Below are 16814 nucleotides of genomic sequence, written 5' to 3'. Positions count from 1 at the left end.
AACTGCCGCCGAAGGCCGGGAGAACCTCCAGGGAAAGAGGGTGGATCGCGTGGACCGCTGCATCGTCCTGGTGGACGCCGGGTATCTGCTGGGTGCCGCCGCGAGTCTCCTCGCGGGCGAACCGTCCAGGTCCCGGATCACCGTCGATCACACCGCCCTGATCCACGGCCTGCGCGAGCGCGCGGAGTGCGAGACCGAGCGCCAGCTGCTGCGCATCTACTGGTTCGACGGCGCCCCCGACCGCGTACCGCAGCCCGAGCACCGGCGGCTGCGCGTGATGCCCCGCGTGACGGTCCGGCTCGGCGCCCTGACCCGCAGCGACGGGCGCTGGGCGCAGAAGGGCGTGGACGCCGCCATGCACGCCGAGCTGACCGAGCTGGCCCGCAACCGCGCCTGCTCCGACATCGTGCTGGTCACCGGGGACGGGGATCTGCTGCCCGGCATGATGGCCGCCAAGGAGCACGGCGTCGCCGTCCACCTGTGGGCCGTGCAGGCCGCCGACGGCGACTACAACCAGTCCGAGGACCTGGTCGCCGAGGCCGACGAGCGGCGCGTGCTCGACCGCGCGTGGATCACCAAGGCCGTACGCCCCAAGGAACTCACCGGCATCTGCGCCCCGCCGCCCGCCCCGCGCCCCGAGATCGCCGCGATCCTCTCCGCGCCGCTCCCGGAGTCCGCGCTCGCCGCCGCGGCCCAGCGCGCCGAGGAGGAGACCGCCCCGCCCGCCCGGCACACCGACGCGCCCACGGCCAACGGCCGCGAGCCCGGCGAGCACCGCGCCCCCTCCGGCAAGACCGTGCCCACCCCCAAGGACCTGGCCGCCCTGCGCGGCCCCGCCACCCACGCCGCCCCGCACCCCACCAACGCCACGCTGCGCTGGTCCTCCGACAAGGGCTGGGTCGAGCGGCCCGGCGGCGCCCCCGAGGGCCCCGAGGCCGCCGCGCTGCCCACCCTCGCCCAGCTGACGACGGCCGAGCAGCGGTGGGCCGACCGCGAGGAGGACATCACCACGGTCGGCGGCGACCCGTACGAGGTCGGGCAGGTGTTCGCCCGGCGCTGGATGGCGCGCCTCCCCGAGCAGCACAACCTCCAGAAGCTGTCGACGATGTACCCCCGCATCCCGCACCGCATCGACGGCGAGCTGCTGCGCTACGCCGCGCGGTTCGGCCTGCTCGCCCACAAGGACGACCAGATCGACGAGCACGACCGGTACGCGATCCGGGCCGGTTTCTGGCGGGAGATCGACGTGCGGACGGCCGCCGAGCACGCGCCCGCGGGGGACCGGGCAGGTGACTGATACGGGGCGTACGGGGCGCCCCGGGCGTCATCCGCACCCGCGGACCCCGTAGTCTCGTCCTTCGTGAGTACGCGCCCGGCACCGGCAGTCCGACAGGGACTCCGTCAGGAACACGGCATCGAGGCCGTCTGCGCGGTGCGCGACCTGGTCAAGACCTATCCCGCCGCCCGCGGCAGGCGTGGCAGGCCCGCGACGCCCGAGATCCGCGCCACCGACGGCATCTGCCTGACGGTGCGCCGCGGCGAGATCTTCGGCCTGCTCGGCCCCAACGGCGCCGGCAAGTCCACCCTCGTACGCCAGCTGACCGGGCTCATGCGGCCCGACAGCGGCGGGGTCGACATCCTCGGGCACGACATCGTGCGCCACCCCGAGCGGGCCGCGCGGATTCTCGCCTACCTCGGACAGGAGTCCACCGCGCTCGACGAGCTGACCGTGTCGCTCGCCGTCGAGACGACCGGGCGGCTGCGCGGCCTCGACGTGCGCCGGGCGCGGGCCGAGCGGGACGCGGTCCTGGAGGAGCTGGGGCTCACCGCGCTGGCCTCGCGCCCGCTGAAGAAGCTCTCCGGCGGCCAGCGGCGGCTCGCCTGCTTCGCCACCGCGCTGGTGGGGGAGCGGCCGCTGCTGGTCCTCGACGAACCGACCACCGGCATGGACCCCGTCGCCCGCCGCGCCGTGTGGGCGGCGATCGACTGGCGCCGGGCCGAGCGCGGCACGACCGTGCTGCTCGTCACGCACAACGTCATCGAGGCGGAGACCGTGCTCGACCGGGTGGCCGTGCTCGACCAGGGCAAGGTCATCGCCTGCGACAGCCCGGCCGGACTCAAGGAGAAGGTCGCCGACGAGGTGCGCGTGGAGTTGGTGTGGCGGGAGCGGGCGCCCCTGGACGTCCCGGAGGTGGCCGCGCTGCGCTCCTCCGCCGTCGAGTCGGGGCGGCGCTGGTCCCTGCGGCTTGCGCCGGACGAGGCACGCGCGGCCGTGGCCGCGGTGACCGGCGGGGCCGCCTTCGCCGCGCTGGACGACTTCACCCTGGCCACCCCCAGCCTGGAGGACGTCTACCTCGCGCTGGGCGGAAGCGGGCGGGGGCTGGTCAAGGCGTGACGGCCGGTACGAGCGGTGAGCGAACAAACAGGTACCTGAGCAGGAAGGACGTGCGGTGAGCGCGGTTCCTCTGGAAGCCGCCGTGCGGGCCGAGAGCCTGCGCGCGGAACAGGAAGCCGACGGCCCGGCGCCCCTCGGGCCCCGCGCCCAGCTCTTCCCGGCGCTCTCGGCCGTCTACCGCGCCCAGCTGTCGCGCGCCCGGGTCGCGCGGATACCGCTGCTCTTCGTGGCGACCTTCCAGTCCGTCGGCATCATGATCCTGATGCGTGGCGTCGTCGACGGCGGCGGCGAGGCGCGTGCCGTGGTCGCGGGGTCGTCCGTGCTCGTCGTCGCGTTCGTCGCCCTGAACCTCCTCGCGCAGTACTTCGGGCAGCTCCGCGCCGACGGCGGGCTCGACCACTACGCCACCCTGCCCGTGCCGCCCGCCGCCGTGGTGCTGGGCGCCGCGGCCGCGTACGCCTCGTTCACGGTGCCCGGCACCGTCGTCACGGCGATCGTCGGGTGCGGGCTCTTCGGGCTGCCGCTCACCCACCTGTGGGTGCTCGCCGCGGTGATCCCGCTCGCCGGCGCCGCCCTCGCGGGGCTCGGCGCCGCGCTCGGGCTGCTGGCGCCGCGGCCCGAACTGGCCACGCTGCTCGGCCAGATGGGCATGTCGGCGGCGCTGCTGCTCGGCGTGCTCCCGGCCGAACGGATGCCGACGGTGCTGCAGTACGCGCGTGACCTGCTGCCTTCCACGTACGGAGTGGAGGCTTTCGCCCGTACGTTCGACCCGGACCCCGACTGGGCGGTCGTCGTCCTGGATCTGGCGGTCTGCGCCGGGGTCGGCGTGGCCTCGCTCGCCGTCGCCACCTGGGCGTACCGCCGGGCGGCCGTCCGGTGACGCGCCGCACCGGCAAAAAGGGGGAGCGCGCAGCGCTTCGTTGAGGGGCGGCGGCCGGGAGACGGGTGGGCCTGGCACGATGTGGGGGTGACCGCACCGCTGACACCCTCCCAACCGCCGCACCACCAGCCCTCGAACGACCCCTGGCACACAGCCCCGCACCCGGCGGGAGCGACGTCTCCGTACGGATACGAGGAGGACGGGCCCGGCATGAAGAACGAAGTGCTCCAGGCCGTGGCGGTCATGGTCGCGGTGGCCGTCAGCGGCGTCCTGCTCGGGCTGCTGTGGCTGTGGCTCTCCCCGCGCGTGCCGCTCATCTCGGACGGTCGGACGGTGTTCCTCAAGGACACCGAGGGCGAGCAGGCGATCGGTGTCGACGGAACGTTCACTCTGCTCGCGCTCGGCTTCGGTCTCGTCAGCGGCGTGGTCGTCTTCCTGCTGCGCAAGAGCGGCGGCGTCCCGCTCGTCGCGGGGCTCGCCCTCGGCAGCCTGCTGGGCGCGCTGCTGGCCTGGCGGGCCGGGATCTGGCTCGGCCCCGAGACGGACGTGGTCGCGCACGCCAAGGCGGTCGGCAAGGGAGTCGTCTTCGACGCGCCCCTCGACCTGAAGGCCAAGGGCACCCTCCTCGCCTGGCCGGTGGCCGCGCTGGCCGTGCACCTCGGCCTCACCGGGCTCTTCGGCCCCCGGGACCCGGAGCCGTACCCCATGCCCTACGGAGAGCCCCGCGGCGAGGCCCACCCCGAGGGCACGGGGCCCTGAGCTAGGCGGGCCGCCTGCCGTGGTTGGCCTTGCGTTTGCGCACCCGCCACTTCCGCTTGCGCGTCTTCTTCGACATGCCCTGGGTTACTAGTCCCGCCCCGGGCGCCTGTCGAGGGAGCTTTCACGCCGTCCGCGCGGTCACGCGAACGTCAGGCGCGGCCGATGGGGGCCAGCACCGCTTCCGTGAGTTTCGCCAGGTCGCCCGGCGCCAGCTCGACCTCCAGGCCCCGGCGGCCCGCCGAGACGCAGATCGTGGCGTGCGCCGACGCCGAGGCGTCCAGCACCGTGCGCAGCCTCTTGCGCTGGCCGAGCGGGGAGATGCCGCCCCGCACATAGCCCGTGGTGCGCTCGGCGGCCGCCGGGTCGGCCATCACCGCCCGCTTGCCGGAGACGGCGGCGGCCAGCGCCTTCAGGTCCAGGGAACCGGCGACCGGCACGACGGCGACGGTCAGCTCGCCGTCGACCTCCGCGACCAGCGTCTTGAAGACCCGGTCGGGGGAGACGCCCATCGCCTCGGCGGCCTCCTCGCCGTACGAGGGATGGGCCGGGTCGTGTTCGTAGGAGTGCACCGTGAACGCGGCGCCCGCGGCGGTCAGCGCCACCGTCGCCGGGGTCCCGGCCGCCTGCTTCCCGTGCTTCTCCTGCTTCTTCTGCTTCTTCGCCAAGGTGTCGCGCCTTTGCATGCGTCAGTTGAGGCTGGTCGTCCCGCGCGTCAGCTCCGTCGCGGGCAGCGAGGGCAGGTTACGGATGATCGCGGTCTCGGCGCGCAGCAAGGTCAGCTCGTCCCGCAGCCGCGCCGCGGTGTCCGGCGCCTCCAGGAGCCGCTGCTTGGTCGGGGTGTCCAGGACGGCCGCCGCGGCGACCAGGTACGACACCACGGACGGCTCGTCCGGCAACTCCGCCCCCGTCGCCAGCGAGCGTTCCCGTGCCCCCGCCAGCCGCTTCTGGTAGGCCCTGAAGGCGCGCAGGACACCTTCCGCGAGCGTGCCCGCCCCCTCGCCCGGCTCCTCCGGCACCTCCTCCACCTCGGCGGTGAGGAAGGGCCCCGAGGCGTCGACGGAGAGGATGCGCACCCGCGTGGTGCCGGTGGCGAGGACCTCGAAGCCGCCGTCGGCGCGCTCCCTGATCGTCGCCGCGTCCGCCACGCAGCCCACGGAGTGGAAGGCCTTGAGCGGGTCGTCGCCGAAGCCCGCGGCGGGGCCGTGCTCGGGCAGCGCCGTCTGGTCGGGGAGGCCGGGCGCGCTCGGCGCCACCTCCAGGCCGTCGCGGATGGCGACGACGGCGAACTGGCGCTGCTCCTCCTCGGGGGACTTGAGCAGCTCGCGCATCATGGCGCGATATCGCTCCTCGAAGACGTTCAGCGGCAGCACGAGGCCCGGGAACAGCACCGAGTTGAGCGGGAAGAGCGGAAGCCGGATGGTCACGACCGGCAAGCCTAATGCTCGCCGGAGCCCTCGCGTCCGCGCGGCGGCCGCAGCGGGGTCATCGACGCCACTTCGATGCGTACGCCGTCGCGCAGCTCCAGGAACTGGCCCAGCGGATCGTCCGCCAGCCGGTCCCAGGGGAAGGACGTCGCGTACGGGCCGATCAGCCGCAGCTGTTCCAGGGCGTCGTCCCAGCGCTCCAGGCGGACCAGGACGTAGGCGAGGAGGTTGCGGACCTCGGCGGGCCAGGGGTCGCCGGCCGCGTACTCCCGGGACAGGCCGATGGCGAGGTCGGCCGCCGCGTCCAGGCGCTCGCGCGGCACGCTGCCGGTGGGACTGGTGAGGTAGGCGAAGGCGGCCCGGGCGGGGAGGACCTGGATCAGTGAGCCGGGCAGCGCGTCCGACGCGGCGCGCTCGGCGAAGTCGAAGCACTCGCGGTGCGAGCCGTACCAGGCCGCCGACAGGTACTGGAGGGCGGAGGCGTGGCAGCCGTAGTGGTACGAGGAGCGGCGCACCGCCTCCTCCCACAGCTGTTCGAAGACGGTGTGCGTGGCGTGGGTGCCGCGGGCGTGGTCGAGGGCTATCCGCCAGGGCACCGGGTCGCGCGGGTCGGCCTCGGCGGCGGCGGTCAGCAGCGGGCTCACCTCGCGCAGCAGTTCGGCGCGGGCCGGTGACTCCCAGCCGCGGACGACCGCCAGCTCGGCCTTGACGAGCAGGGCGTCCGGGTCGTGCGGGGAGGCGTCCAGCCAGGCGTCGAACCATTCGGGGCGGGAGCGGGCGAAGGCGGCGAGCCGTGTGGTGTAGCGGTCGCGGTTCTCCCACTCGGCGGCCTCGCGGGTGGTGGCGAGGAGTTTGGCGGCCGGGCCGTGGTCCCCGCGCCCCGCGGCGACCAGCGCGGGGGCGAGCCGCTCGTCGGGCACGTCGAGGAGTACGTCCGCGTCCGGCGGCAGCCCGGCGGCGAGCCGCGGGGTGTGCCGGACCATGCGGGCGGTACGGATGAAGGCACGCAGCACCGTGCCCTCCTTTACGCCTCAACCGGCGCCGCTCGCGCGGAGGGCGGCCGGTCACCGTCGTGGTTGCGGAATTGATGGTTGCGCTGGGAGGACGGTCCATGGACGGGGAAGGTTGCCCGCGGCCGGATAACGGTTCGGCGGCGGGTTTCTGCGGCGCGCGGCGGCCCGGCGGCGCGGTGCGGGACACGCCTCAGTTGCGCCGCAGCAGCCGGGTCGCGCCCGCCGCCACCGTCGTCGCCAGGACCCAGCCGAGCAGGATCAGCGCCGTCGAGAACCACTGCCAGCCGCCGCGCAGCTGCCAGAAGCCGTCCTGGCCGAGGTTGATCACGGGCAGCAGCAGGTCGAGGGAGAAGAGCGCCGGGTCCCAGTTCGGGTGTTCGCCCGGTTTGATCGCCGGATGGTCGGCGTGCGAGAACGCCACGGCGCTGACCGCCCACAGCACGGCCATCCAGACCGCCGCCCGGCCGGGCCGGTAGCCGTACGCGACCGTCCAGTCCTGTGCGAACCCCCACAGCTTCGCCGCCAGCGGCAGCGTCTCGCGGCGTCTGCGCTGCTTGGCGAGGAGGACCTCGCGGGCGTCGGCGTCCTCCCCGCCGTTGCGCAGGACGGCGGCCAGCTTCTCGTACGGCTCGGGGTTGTACTCGGCGGTCGCGGCCGCCACCCAGGCCAGCCGCTGGTCCAGCGTGAAGCTGCCCAGCGGGACGAGGTTCTCGTAGGTGAAGCCGCCCATCTGGAGGCCGCCGGGGCCCGGCCAGCTGGTCGCCCGGTCGATGAGGTTGACGACCTTGGCGCCGGAGAGCACGACCTTGCCGCGCCGCGGCGCCTCGCCGAGGAAGCGCAGCTCGGGCGTCTGGACGCGGCGCAGCGAGATCTCCTGGTCGTTCTGGAGCGCGAAGCGGGCCGCGGCGAAGTCGATGGCGTCGCCGAAGCGGCCGTCGTCGAGCCGGATGCCGCCCTCGCACTCGAAGCGCTGCACGCGGGTGCCGCGCGCCGGCGTCATGCCGCTGGTCTGCAGCGGGTTGCCGACGGCGGCGGGCGTCAGGTACAGCGTGCGTTCGACGGTCAGCTGCGGGGCGTTGAGCGCGTACCGCCCGTACTGGTTGATGAGCCTGCTGCCGCGCAGGCTCAGCGACACGCCGACCTTCGCGCCGCGCAGGCTCAACTCGCCGTGCGACTCCATCATCTCCGCCTGGAGGTCCTGCCCCACGGTGAGGCCGTCGCCGGTGATCGAGCGGCCGCGCCGGTCGCGGTAGACCACCGCCTGGTTCAGGAGCAGGTCGGTGCCGATCTGGGCGTCGGTGAGGCGGATGCCGTTGTGGACCCGGCAGCGCGGCAGGTGCAGGTCGCCCTCCGTGTGCAGCCGGGCCGCCTCGATGCGCGGGACCGAGCAGTCGACCAGGCGCAGCGTGGCGAACCGTGACTCGGGGAGGAGGACCTCCTTCTCGAAGCGGCAGTGCTGCATCTCGGTGTACGGGGCGATGGTCCCGCCCGCGAGATCGAGCACGTCGGTGATCTGCACGCCCGCCAGCTTCAGCGCGGAGACCCGGCCCGCCAGCGCGGGCGGCCCGTCGAGCAGCAGCCAGCACACGATGCGCGCCCGCACGCTGCGCTCGGGACCCCAGGGGTGCCCGCCGTGCGGATCGTCCGCCGCGGCGTCCCCCGACCTGAGGTCGTACAGGCTGCCGTTGCGGAACGCCTGCCACATGCCGATCTCCGCGGCGGTCAGTCCGTCCGGCGGCTCCGCGGTGCCCTCGTCGTCGACCACTGCCCCTGCCACCTCCCTCCGCCCGCACCCGTGCGTCGTACACCCGTTTCATGCCCGCTGTGTGACCGGCTGAACGCGTGGGGTGAAGGAGGTCGTGCGAGATCCATATCAGCCAGTGATACGGCGGACCGAGGTCGAAAGAAGGTCTGAGAGAATTGGCCATGTGATCTCTCGAATCGATCTGCGCGGCGACGCCCTCCCCGAGGGCCCCGCCCTGCGCGCCCTGCTGCCCCGTGCCGACTTCGACGTCGCGGCCGCCCTGGAGAAGGTGCGGCCCATCTGCGAGGACGTGCATCATCGTGGCGACGCGGCGCTGATCGAGTACGCCGAGAAGTTCGACGGAGTACGCCTCGACCAGGTCCGGGTGCCCGCCGCCGCCCTCAAGGAGGCACTGGCCGGTCTCGACCCCCTCGTGCGCGAGGCCCTGGAGGAGTCGATCCGCCGCGCCCGCCTCGTCCACTCCGCCCAGCGCCGCGCCCCGCACACCGTGCAGGTCGTCCCCGGCGGCAAGGTGACCGAGAAGTGGGTGCCGGTCGAGCGCGTCGGGCTCTACGCCCCCGGCGGCCGCTCCGTCTACCCCTCCTCAGTGATCATGAACGCCGTTCCGGCGCAGGAGGCGGGCGTCGGGTCGATGGCGCTGGCGTCCCCGCCGCAGGCCGACTTCGGCGGACTGCCGCACCCGACGATCCTCGCCGCCTGCGCGCTCCTCGGCATCGACGAGGTGTACGCGGTCGGCGGCGCCCAGGCCGTCGCGATGTTCGCGTACGGCACCGAGACCTGCGCCCCCGCCAACATGGTGACCGGCCCCGGCAACATCTGGGTCGCCGCCGCCAAGCGCTATTTCACCGGCCGCATCGGCATCGACACCGAGGCGGGCCCGACCGAGATCGCCGTCCTCGCCGACGACACCGCCGACCCGGCGCACGTCGCGTCCGACCTGATCAGCCAGGCCGAGCACGACCCGCTCGCGGCCGCCGTGCTCGTCACCGACTCCGTGGCGCTCGCCGACGCGGTCGCGAAGGAGCTTCAGCCGCAGGTCGCCGCGACCAAGCACGTCGAGGACCGCATCCTCCCGGCGCTGAAGGGCCGCCAGTCCGCGATCGTCCTGGTCGACGGTCTGGAGGAAGGCCTGCGGGTCGTCGACGCGTACGGCGCCGAGCACCTGGAGATCCAGACCGCCGACGCCGCCGCCGTCGCCGAGCGCGTCAAGAACGCGGGCGCGATCTTCGTCGGCCCCTGGGCTCCCGTCTCCCTCGGCGACTACTGCGCGGGCTCCAACCACGTCCTGCCGACCGGCGGCTGCGCCTGCCACTCCTCGGGCCTGTCCGTCCAGTCGTTCCTGCGCGGCATCCACATCGTCGACTACACCCGCGAGGCGCTCGCCGACGTCGCCCACCACGTGGTGACGCTCGCCGAGGCCGAGGACCTGCCGGCGCACGGGGCGGCCGTGAAGGCGCGTTTTCCCGAAGGCGAACAAGACTGGCACAGCGGGTGGAAGGTGCCGGGCCAGTGAGCGACGTCCGCATCGACGATCTCCCCGTCCGCGACGAGCTGCGCGGCAAGTCTCCCTACGGCGCGCCCCAGCTCGACGTACCCGTCCGCCTGAACACCAACGAAAACCCCTACCCGCTCCCCGAGCCGCTCGTCGAGCGCATCGCCGAGCGGGTCCGCGAGGCCGCCCGCGGCCTCAACCGCTACCCCGACCGGGACGCGGTGGAGCTGCGCACCGAATTGGCGCGCTACCTCACCCGCACCACGGGCCACGCGCTGTCCCTCGCCCACGTCTGGGCGGCCAACGGCTCCAACGAGGTCATCCAGCAGCTCCTGCAGACCTTCGGCGGCCCCGGCAGGACGGCCATCGGCTTCGAGCCCTCGTACTCGATGCACGGCCTGATCGCGCGCGGCACCGGCACGGCCTGGATCTCCGGGCCGCGCCACGACGACTTCACGGTCGACATGGAGGCGGCGGCCAAGGCCATCGCCGAGCACCAGCCGGACGTCGTCTTCATCACCACCCCCAACAACCCCACGGGCAACGCCGTCCCCGCCGAGACCGTCCTCGCGCTGTACGAAGCGGCGCAGGCCGCGAAGCCGTCCATCGTGGTGGTCGACGAGGCGTACGTCGAGTTCAGCCACGGCGACTCGCTGCTCCCGCTGATCGAGGGGCGCCCGAACCTCGTCATCTCCCGGACCATGTCGAAGGCCTTCGGCGCCGCCGGGCTGCGCCTCGGCTACCTTGCCGCCCACCCGGCGGTCGTCGACGCCGTACAGCTGGTGCGCCTGCCGTACCACCTGTCGGCCGTCACGCAGGCCACCGCCCTCGCCGCCCTGGAGCACACCGACACGCTCCTGAAGTACGTGGACCAGCTCAAGGCCGAGCGCGACCGCCTCGTCACCGAGCTGCGCGCGCTGGGCTACGAGGTGACGGACTCCGACGCGAACTTCGTGCAGTTCGGGCGCTTTGCCGACGCGCATGAGGTGTGGACCAGGATTCTCGACCGGGGCGTCCTGGTCCGGGACAACGGCGTACCGGGATGGCTGCGGGTCACCGCGGGAACCCCCGACGAAAACGACGCGTTCCTCGATGCGGTGCGCGAACTGAAGAAGGAGCGACACGCATGAACCGCGTAGGACGGGTCGAGCGGACCACCAAGGAGACCTCGGTCGTCGTCGAGATCGACCTCGACGGCACCGGCAAGGTCGACGTGTCGACCGGCGTCGGCTTCTACGACCACATGCTCGACCAGCTCGGCCGCCACGGCCTGTTCGACCTCACGGTCAAGACCGAGGGCGACCTGCACATCGACTCCCACCACACCATCGAGGACACCGCGCTCGCGCTCGGCGCCGCCTTCAAGCAGGCCCTCGGCGACAAGGTGGGCATCTACCGCTTCGGCAACTGCACGGTCCCGCTCGACGAGTCGCTGGCCCAGGTCACCGTCGACCTCTCCGGCCGCCCCTACCTCGTGCACACCGAGCCCGAGAAGATGGCGCCGATGATCGGCGAGTACGACACGACGATGACCCGGCACATCCTGGAGTCCTTCGTCGCGCAGGCGCAGATCGCCCTGCACGTCCACGTGCCGTACGGGCGCAACGCCCACCACATCGTGGAGTGCCAGTTCAAGGCCCTCGCCCGCGCCCTGCGGTACGCGTCCGAGCGCGACCCGCGCGCGGCCGGCATCCTCCCGTCCACGAAGGGCGCGCTGTAACCGATGACCGGTCTCACCACCATCCTCATCGTCGTCGGCCTCTTCCTGCTCGGCGGCGTCATCTCCTTCGTCAAGCAGGGGATGCCCAAGAGCCTGATCACGCTGGTGTCCATCGGCGCCGCGATGTGCCTGGCCGCGGGCATCCTGCGGCTCGACTACTGGAACTGACGGGAGGGGAACGCCAGATGAGCACTCCCAAGAAGGTCGTCGTCTTCGACTACGGCTTCGGCAACGTCCGCTCCGCCGAGCGCGCCCTCGCCCGCGCGGGCGCCGACGTGGAGATAACGCGCGACTACGACACGGCCATGAACGCCGACGGCCTGCTCGTGCCGGGCGTCGGCGCGTTCGCCGCCTGCATGAAGGGCCTTGAGGAAGCGCGCGGCCACTGGATCGTCGGCCGCCGCCTGGCCGGCGGTCGTCCCGTGATGGGCATCTGCGTCGGCATGCAGATCCTCTTCGCCCGCGGCATCGAACACGGCGTCGAGACCGAGGGCCTGGACGAGTGGCCCGGCACGGTCGAGCCGCTGAAGGCCGAGATCGTCCCGCACATGGGCTGGAACACCGTCCAGGCCCCCGCCGGGTCCACGCTCTTCCAGGGCCTGGACGACGACGCCCGCTTCTACTTCGTGCACTCCTACGCCGTGCACCACTGGTCCCTCGAAGTCGCGAACCCGGCGATGCGTGCCCCGCACGTCACCTGGTCCACGCACGGCGAGCCCTTCGTGGCGGCCGTCGAGAACGGCGCGCTGAGCGCCACCCAGTTCCACCCCGAGAAGTCCGGCGACGCCGGCGCCCAGCTCCTCACCAACTGGATCGGAACCCTGTGAGCACCCTCGAACTCCTTCCCGCCGTCGACGTCCGCGACGGCCAGGCCGTACGCCTCGTCCACGGCGAGTCCGGCTCGGAGACCTCCTACGGCTCCCCGCTGGAGGCCGCCCTCGCCTGGCAGCGGTCGGGCGCCGAGTGGCTGCACCTGGTCGACCTGGACGCGGCGTTCGGCACCGGTGACAACCGCGAGCTGATCTCCGAGGTCGCGGGAGCCATGGACATCAAGGTCGAGCTGTCCGGCGGCATCCGCGACGACGCCTCGCTGGCCGCCGCGCTCGCCACCGGCTGCACCCGCGTCAACCTCGGCACCGCCGCCCTGGAGACCCCCGAGTGGGTCGCCAAGGTCATCGCCGAGCACGGCGACAAGATCGCGGTCGGCCTCGACGTACGCGGCACGACGCTGCGCGGCCGCGGCTGGACCCGCGACGGCGGCGACCTCTACGAGACCCTGGAGCGCCTGAACGCCGAGGGCTGCGCGCGCTACGTGGTCACCGACATCGCCAAGGACGGCACGCTCCAGGGCCCCAACCTGGAGCTGCTGCGCAACGTCTGCGCGGCGACGGACCGCCCCGTGGTCGCCTCCGGCGGCGTCTCCTCGCTGGACGACCTGCGCGCCATCTCCGAGCTGGTCCCGCTCGGCGTCGAGGGCGCGATCGTCGGCAAGGCGCTGTACGCCAAGGCGTTCACCCTCGAAGAGGCGCTCGCCGCGGTGGCCTCGTCATGAGCGACGCCGTGCGCCGGGTGAACACGGGCGGCCCCTGGGAGGAGGCCATCGGCTACTCCCGCGCCGTCGAGCTGCCCAACGGCCTCGTCCTGGTCTCCGGCTGCACCTCCGTGGTGAACGGCGCCATCGAGGCGGGCACCCCGTACGACCAGACCGTCAACGCCTTCCAGGTCGCCTTCGACGCGCTCAAGAAGCTCGGCCTCGGCCGCGAGCACGTCGTGCGCACCCGCATGTACCTCACGCACGCGCGTGACGTGGACGACGTGGGCCGCGCCCACAAGGAACTCTTCGACGACGTCCGCCCGGCCGCCTCCATGCTGATCGTCTCCGGCTTCATCGACCCCAGCCTGGTCGTCGAGGTCGAGGTGGAGGCGTACGGTCCGCGCGCCGCCCAGGGAGGCACGGCATGACCCTCTCCGTACGCGTGATCCCCTGCCTCGACGTGGACAACGGCCGCGTCGTCAAGGGCGTCAACTTCCAGAACCTGCGCGACGCGGGCGACCCCGTCGAGATGGCCAAGGTGTACGACGCCGAGGGCGCCGACGAGCTGACCTTCCTGGACATCACCGCGTCCTCGGGCAACCGCGAGACGACGTACGACGTGGTCCGCCGCACCGCCGAGCAGGTCTTCATCCCGCTCACGGTCGGCGGCGGCGTCCGCACCGCCGAGGACGTCGACAAGCTGCTGCGCGCGGGCGCGGACAAGGTCGGCGTCAACACGGCGGCGATCGCCCGCCCCGACCTGATCCGCGAGATCGTCGAGCGCTTCGGCCGCCAGGTCCTCGTCCTCTCCGTGGACGCGCGCCGCACCCCCTCCGGCTCCTTCGAGGTGACGACCCACGGCGGCCGCACGTCCGCCGGCATCGACGCCGTCGAATGGGCGCACGAGGCGGCGGAGCTGGGCGCGGGCGAGATCCTGCTCAACTCGATGGACGCCGACGGCACGAAGGACGGCTACGACATCGAGATGATCGAAGCCGTCCGCAAGCACGTCACGGTCCCGGTGATCGCCTCCGGGGGCGCGGGCCGCCTGGAGCACTTCCCGCCCGCCATCGCGGCGGGCGCGGACGCGGTGCTCGCCGCGTCGGTCTTCCACTTCGGTGATCTGCGGATCGGCGAGGTGAAGGGGACGTTGCGGGAGGCCGGTCATCCGGTGAGGTAAACGGGTGGCGAGGGCTCCCTCAGAGCCCCAGCTGCTTCGTCTCGTGGAGGGCGGCGATCGCGTCCTTGTCGCCCTCCAGGGAGACGTCGGCCGCCTCCTGCCTGCCGTACGCGAACAGCAGCAGCTCGGACGGCTCGCCCGTCGCCGTCACCACCGGCGTGCCCTTGTGGGCCACCGCCGTCCGGCCGTCCGGGCGGCGCAGGACCAGGCCCACCGGGGACTTGCGGCCCACCAGACGGGCCGAGCGTTCCAGGCTGGACCACAGGGCGTCCGAGAAGACCGGGTCCAGGGCGCGCGGCGTCCAGTCGGGCTGGGCCCGGCGTACGTCCTCGGCGTGGATGTAGAACTCGACGGTGTTCGACGCCTCGTCGATCTGCTTGAGCGAGAAGGGCGAGAAGCGCGGCGGGCCCGTCCTGATCAGCTGGATCAGCTCTTCGTAGGGCTTCGCGGCGAACTCGGCCTGCACCCGCTCCAGGCGCCCCGCCAGCTGCTTGATCAGGAGCCCGCCCGCCGCGTCCGCGCGGCGCTCGCGCACCACCAGGTGGGCCGCGAGGTCCCGGGTCCGCCAGCCCTCGCAGAGGGTGGGGGCCTCGGGGCCCTGCGCCTCCAACAGGTCGGCGAGAAGAAGTCGTTCACGCTTCGCATGGGTCGACATGCCAGCCAGCCTACGACCCGTCGGCCGGTCCGGACAGTGGACCACCGCCGGGACCACCGCGCCGGCGCGGCACAATGGGCGCATGACCAGCGTGCCCCCGCCCAGCAGCGGCCTCGACCCGGAGATCGCCGCGCGCCTCAAGCGCAGCCCCGACGGCCTCCTCCCCGCCATCGCCCAGCAGTACGACACCGGCGAGGTGCTCATGCTCGGCTGGATGGACGACGAGGCGCTGCACCGCACCCTCACCACCGGGCGCTGCACCTACTGGTCCCGCAGCCGCCAGGAGTACTGGGTCAAGGGCGACACCTCCGGACACGTCCAGCACGTCAAGGAGGTGGCCCTCGACTGCGACGCGGACACCGTCCTCGTCCAGGTCGACCAGGTCGGCGCGGCCTGCCACACCGGCACCCGCACCTGCTTCGACTCCGACGTGCTGCCCTTGAGCGGCGTACCGGCTCCCGGTCAGTAGGGTCTGCTGCCATGGACCTGGAGACCTTCCGCAAGCTCGCGACCGACCGCCGCGTGATCCCCGTCAGCCGCAAGCTCCTCGCGGACGGCGACACCCCCGTCGGCCTCTACCGCAAGCTCGCCGCCGAACGTCCCGGCACCTTCCTCCTGGAGTCCGCCGAGAACGGCCGCAGCTGGTCCCGGTACTCCTTCGTCGGCGTCCGCAGCGCCGCCACCCTCACCGTCCAGGACGGCGAGGCCCACTGGCTGGGCACCCCGCCCGTCGGCGCCCCCACCTCCGGCGACCCCCTCGCCGCGCTGCGCGCCACCGTCGACCTCCTGCACACCCCGCGCGACCTGGCAGGACAGCTGCCGCCCTTCACCGGCGGCATGGTCGGCTACCTCGGCTACGACATCGTGCGCCGCCTGGAGAAGATCGGCCCCGGCGAGCGGGACGACCTGAGGCTCCCCGAGCTGACCATGCTGCTCACCAGCGACCTCGCCGTCCTGGACCACTGGGACGGCTCGGTCCTGCTGATCGCCAACGCCATCAACCACAACGACCTCGACACCGGCGTCGACGAGGCGTACGCCGACGCCGTCGCCCGGCTCGACGCCATGGAGGCAGACCTCTCGCGCCCCGTCGCCCAGCCCCCGGCCGCCCTGCCCCCCTCCGAGCTGCCCGAGTACACCGCGCTGTGGGGCGGCGAGCAGTACCAGGAGGCCGTCGAGGACATCAAGGAGCGCATCCGGGCCGGCGAGGCCTTCCAGGTCGTGCCCTCGCAGCGCTTCGAGACCCCGTGCGAGGCGAGCGCGCTGGACGTGTACCGCGTGCTGCGGGCCACCAACCCCTCGCCGTACATGTACCTCCTGCGCCTCGACGGCTTCGACGTCGTCGGCTCCAGCCCCGAAGCCCTCGTCAAGGTCGAGGACGGGCACGCCATGGTCCACCCCATCGCCGGCACCCGCCACCGCGGCGCCACCCCGCGGGAGGACCAAGCGCTCGCCGAGGAGCTGCTCGCCGACCCCAAGGAGCGCGCCGAGCACCTGATGCTCGTCGACCTCGGCCGCAACGACCTGGGCCGCGTCTGTGAGCCGGGCTCCGTCGAGGTCGTGGACTTCATGTCCGTCGAGAAGTACTCCCACGTCATGCACATCGTCTCGACGGTCACCGGCCAGGTCGCCCAGGGCCGCACCGCCTTCGACGTGCTCACCGCCTGCTTCCCCGCGGGCACCCTCTCCGGCGCCCCCAAACCCCGCGCCATGCAGATCATCGACGAACTGGAGCCCTCCCGGCGCGGCCTGTACGGCGGCTGCGTCGGCTACCTCGACTTCGCGGGCGACTCCGACACCGCCATCGCCATCCGCACCGCCCTCCTGCGCGACGGCACGGCGTACGTGCAGGCCGGAGCCGGTGTCGTCGCCGACTCCGACCCCGTCGCCGAGGACACCGAGTGCCGCAACAAGGCCGCCGCCGTGCTGCGCGCCATCCACACGGCCAACCGGATGCACGCCCCCGGGAAGCCGTGCGGGACACGTGAGGGATAGTG

General features: G+C 73.0%; 19 protein-coding genes. 14 read left to right on the top strand and 5 right to left on the bottom strand.

The window, feature by feature from the left end; translation table 11 throughout:
• Positions 1-49 precede the first annotated feature (49 nt).
• From J2N69_RS08805 to J2N69_RS08790, 4 genes are all read left to right on the top strand, one after another.
• The gene (locus J2N69_RS08805) at positions 50-1297 is read left to right on the top strand and encodes an NYN domain-containing protein (RefSeq protein ID WP_230900231.1); all 1248 of its coding nucleotides are present in this window, start codon (positions 50-52) and stop codon (positions 1295-1297) included.
• Between the two features lie 117 nt (positions 1298-1414).
• Positions 1415-2395 carry an ABC transporter ATP-binding protein gene (locus tag J2N69_RS08800; RefSeq protein ID WP_127911675.1) on the top strand — a complete coding sequence of 327 codons (981 nt, stop codon included), beginning with the start codon at positions 1415-1417 and terminating at the stop codon, positions 2393-2395.
• 70 nt (positions 2396-2465) lie between these two features.
• Entirely contained in the window at positions 2466-3275 is an 810-nt protein-coding gene (locus J2N69_RS08795) for an ABC transporter permease (RefSeq protein WP_408056882.1), read from the top strand.
• An 87-nt stretch (positions 3276-3362) separates the two neighbouring features.
• Positions 3363-4034, top strand: coding sequence for a DUF2567 domain-containing protein (locus J2N69_RS08790; RefSeq protein WP_230900230.1), 672 nt, complete (start codon positions 3363-3365; stop codon positions 4032-4034).
• A gap of 149 nt (positions 4035-4183) precedes the next feature.
• Here the strand turns inward: J2N69_RS08790 and ybaK are convergent, their stop codons facing one another.
• The 4 genes from ybaK to J2N69_RS08770 all read right to left on the bottom strand — a co-directional run bounded on the left by ybaK (position 4184) and on the right by J2N69_RS08770 (position 8176).
• A complete protein-coding gene (gene ybaK, locus J2N69_RS08785; protein WP_230904644.1) occupies positions 4184-4699 on the bottom strand; it encodes a Cys-tRNA(Pro) deacylase in 516 nt (171 codons plus the stop codon).
• A gap of 21 nt (positions 4700-4720) precedes the next feature.
• On the bottom strand, positions 4721-5467 hold the full coding sequence (locus tag J2N69_RS08780; RefSeq protein WP_127911673.1) for an LON peptidase substrate-binding domain-containing protein: 747 nt from the start codon (positions 5465-5467) through the stop codon (positions 4721-4723).
• Between the two features lie 2 nt (positions 5468-5469).
• A complete protein-coding gene (locus tag J2N69_RS08775; RefSeq protein WP_230904643.1) occupies positions 5470-6441 on the bottom strand; it encodes a hypothetical protein in 972 nt (323 codons plus the stop codon).
• A gap of 220 nt (positions 6442-6661) precedes the next feature.
• The gene (locus tag J2N69_RS08770) at positions 6662-8176 is read right to left on the bottom strand and encodes an oxidoreductase (protein WP_230904642.1); all 1515 of its coding nucleotides are present in this window, start codon (positions 8174-8176) and stop codon (positions 6662-6664) included.
• A gap of 223 nt (positions 8177-8399) precedes the next feature.
• On the opposite strand from J2N69_RS08770, the gene hisD reads away from it, so the two are divergent.
• From hisD to hisF, 8 genes are read left to right on the top strand one after another with little or no spacing between them, the layout of a single operon-like run.
• A complete protein-coding gene (gene hisD / locus J2N69_RS08765) occupies positions 8400-9749 on the top strand; it encodes a histidinol dehydrogenase (protein WP_230900229.1) in 1350 nt (449 codons plus the stop codon).
• Positions 9746-10858: a histidinol-phosphate transaminase gene (locus J2N69_RS08760; protein WP_230900228.1), complete on the top strand. Its 1113-nt coding sequence runs from the start codon at positions 9746-9748 to the stop codon at positions 10856-10858. The genes hisD and J2N69_RS08760 overlap by 4 nt, the downstream gene beginning before the upstream one ends.
• Complete coding sequence (gene hisB, locus J2N69_RS08755; protein ID WP_127911671.1) at positions 10855-11448, top strand: imidazoleglycerol-phosphate dehydratase HisB; 594 nt, start codon at positions 10855-10857, stop codon at positions 11446-11448. Before J2N69_RS08760 ends, hisB begins: the two co-directional genes overlap by 4 nt.
• Positions 11449-11451: 3 nt before the next feature.
• Positions 11452-11616 carry a hypothetical protein gene (locus tag J2N69_RS08750; RefSeq protein WP_167515933.1) on the top strand — a complete coding sequence of 55 codons (165 nt, stop codon included), beginning with the start codon at positions 11452-11454 and terminating at the stop codon, positions 11614-11616.
• Positions 11617-11633: 17 nt separating this feature from the next.
• Positions 11634-12275, top strand: a complete 642-nt coding sequence (hisH, locus tag J2N69_RS08745) for an imidazole glycerol phosphate synthase subunit HisH (RefSeq protein WP_230900227.1) — start codon at positions 11634-11636, stop codon at positions 12273-12275.
• A complete protein-coding gene (gene priA, locus J2N69_RS08740) occupies positions 12272-13000 on the top strand; it encodes a bifunctional 1-(5-phosphoribosyl)-5-((5-phosphoribosylamino)methylideneamino)imidazole-4-carboxamide isomerase/phosphoribosylanthranilate isomerase PriA (protein WP_205036957.1) in 729 nt (242 codons plus the stop codon). The genes hisH and priA overlap by 4 nt, the downstream gene beginning before the upstream one ends.
• Positions 12997-13410 carry a RidA family protein gene (locus tag J2N69_RS08735; RefSeq protein WP_230900226.1) on the top strand — a complete coding sequence of 138 codons (414 nt, stop codon included), beginning with the start codon at positions 12997-12999 and terminating at the stop codon, positions 13408-13410. Before priA ends, J2N69_RS08735 begins: the two co-directional genes overlap by 4 nt.
• Complete coding sequence (gene hisF, locus J2N69_RS08730) at positions 13407-14162, top strand: imidazole glycerol phosphate synthase subunit HisF (RefSeq protein WP_230900225.1); 756 nt, start codon at positions 13407-13409, stop codon at positions 14160-14162. The genes J2N69_RS08735 and hisF overlap by 4 nt, the downstream gene beginning before the upstream one ends.
• A gap of 19 nt (positions 14163-14181) precedes the next feature.
• Here hisF and J2N69_RS08725 read toward each other — a convergent pair whose 3' ends face one another.
• Positions 14182-14817, bottom strand: coding sequence for a TIGR03085 family metal-binding protein (locus tag J2N69_RS08725; RefSeq protein WP_127911669.1), 636 nt, complete (start codon positions 14815-14817; stop codon positions 14182-14184).
• Between the two features lie 82 nt (positions 14818-14899).
• Between J2N69_RS08725 and hisI the strand changes: the two genes are divergently transcribed.
• The gene (gene hisI, locus J2N69_RS08720; protein ID WP_127911668.1) at positions 14900-15286 is read left to right on the top strand and encodes a phosphoribosyl-AMP cyclohydrolase; all 387 of its coding nucleotides are present in this window, start codon (positions 14900-14902) and stop codon (positions 15284-15286) included.
• Positions 15287-15297: 11 nt separating this feature from the next.
• A complete protein-coding gene (locus J2N69_RS08715) occupies positions 15298-16812 on the top strand; it encodes an anthranilate synthase component I (RefSeq protein ID WP_230900224.1) in 1515 nt (504 codons plus the stop codon).
• The last annotated feature ends 2 nt before the right edge of the window (positions 16813-16814 follow it).

The sequence above is a fragment of the Streptomyces huasconensis genome, from assembly GCF_021028635.1.
GTDB classification, from domain to species: domain Bacteria; phylum Actinomycetota; class Actinomycetes; order Streptomycetales; family Streptomycetaceae; genus Streptomyces; species Streptomyces huasconensis.
This window is presented reverse-complemented; position numbering and strand designations above follow the sequence as displayed.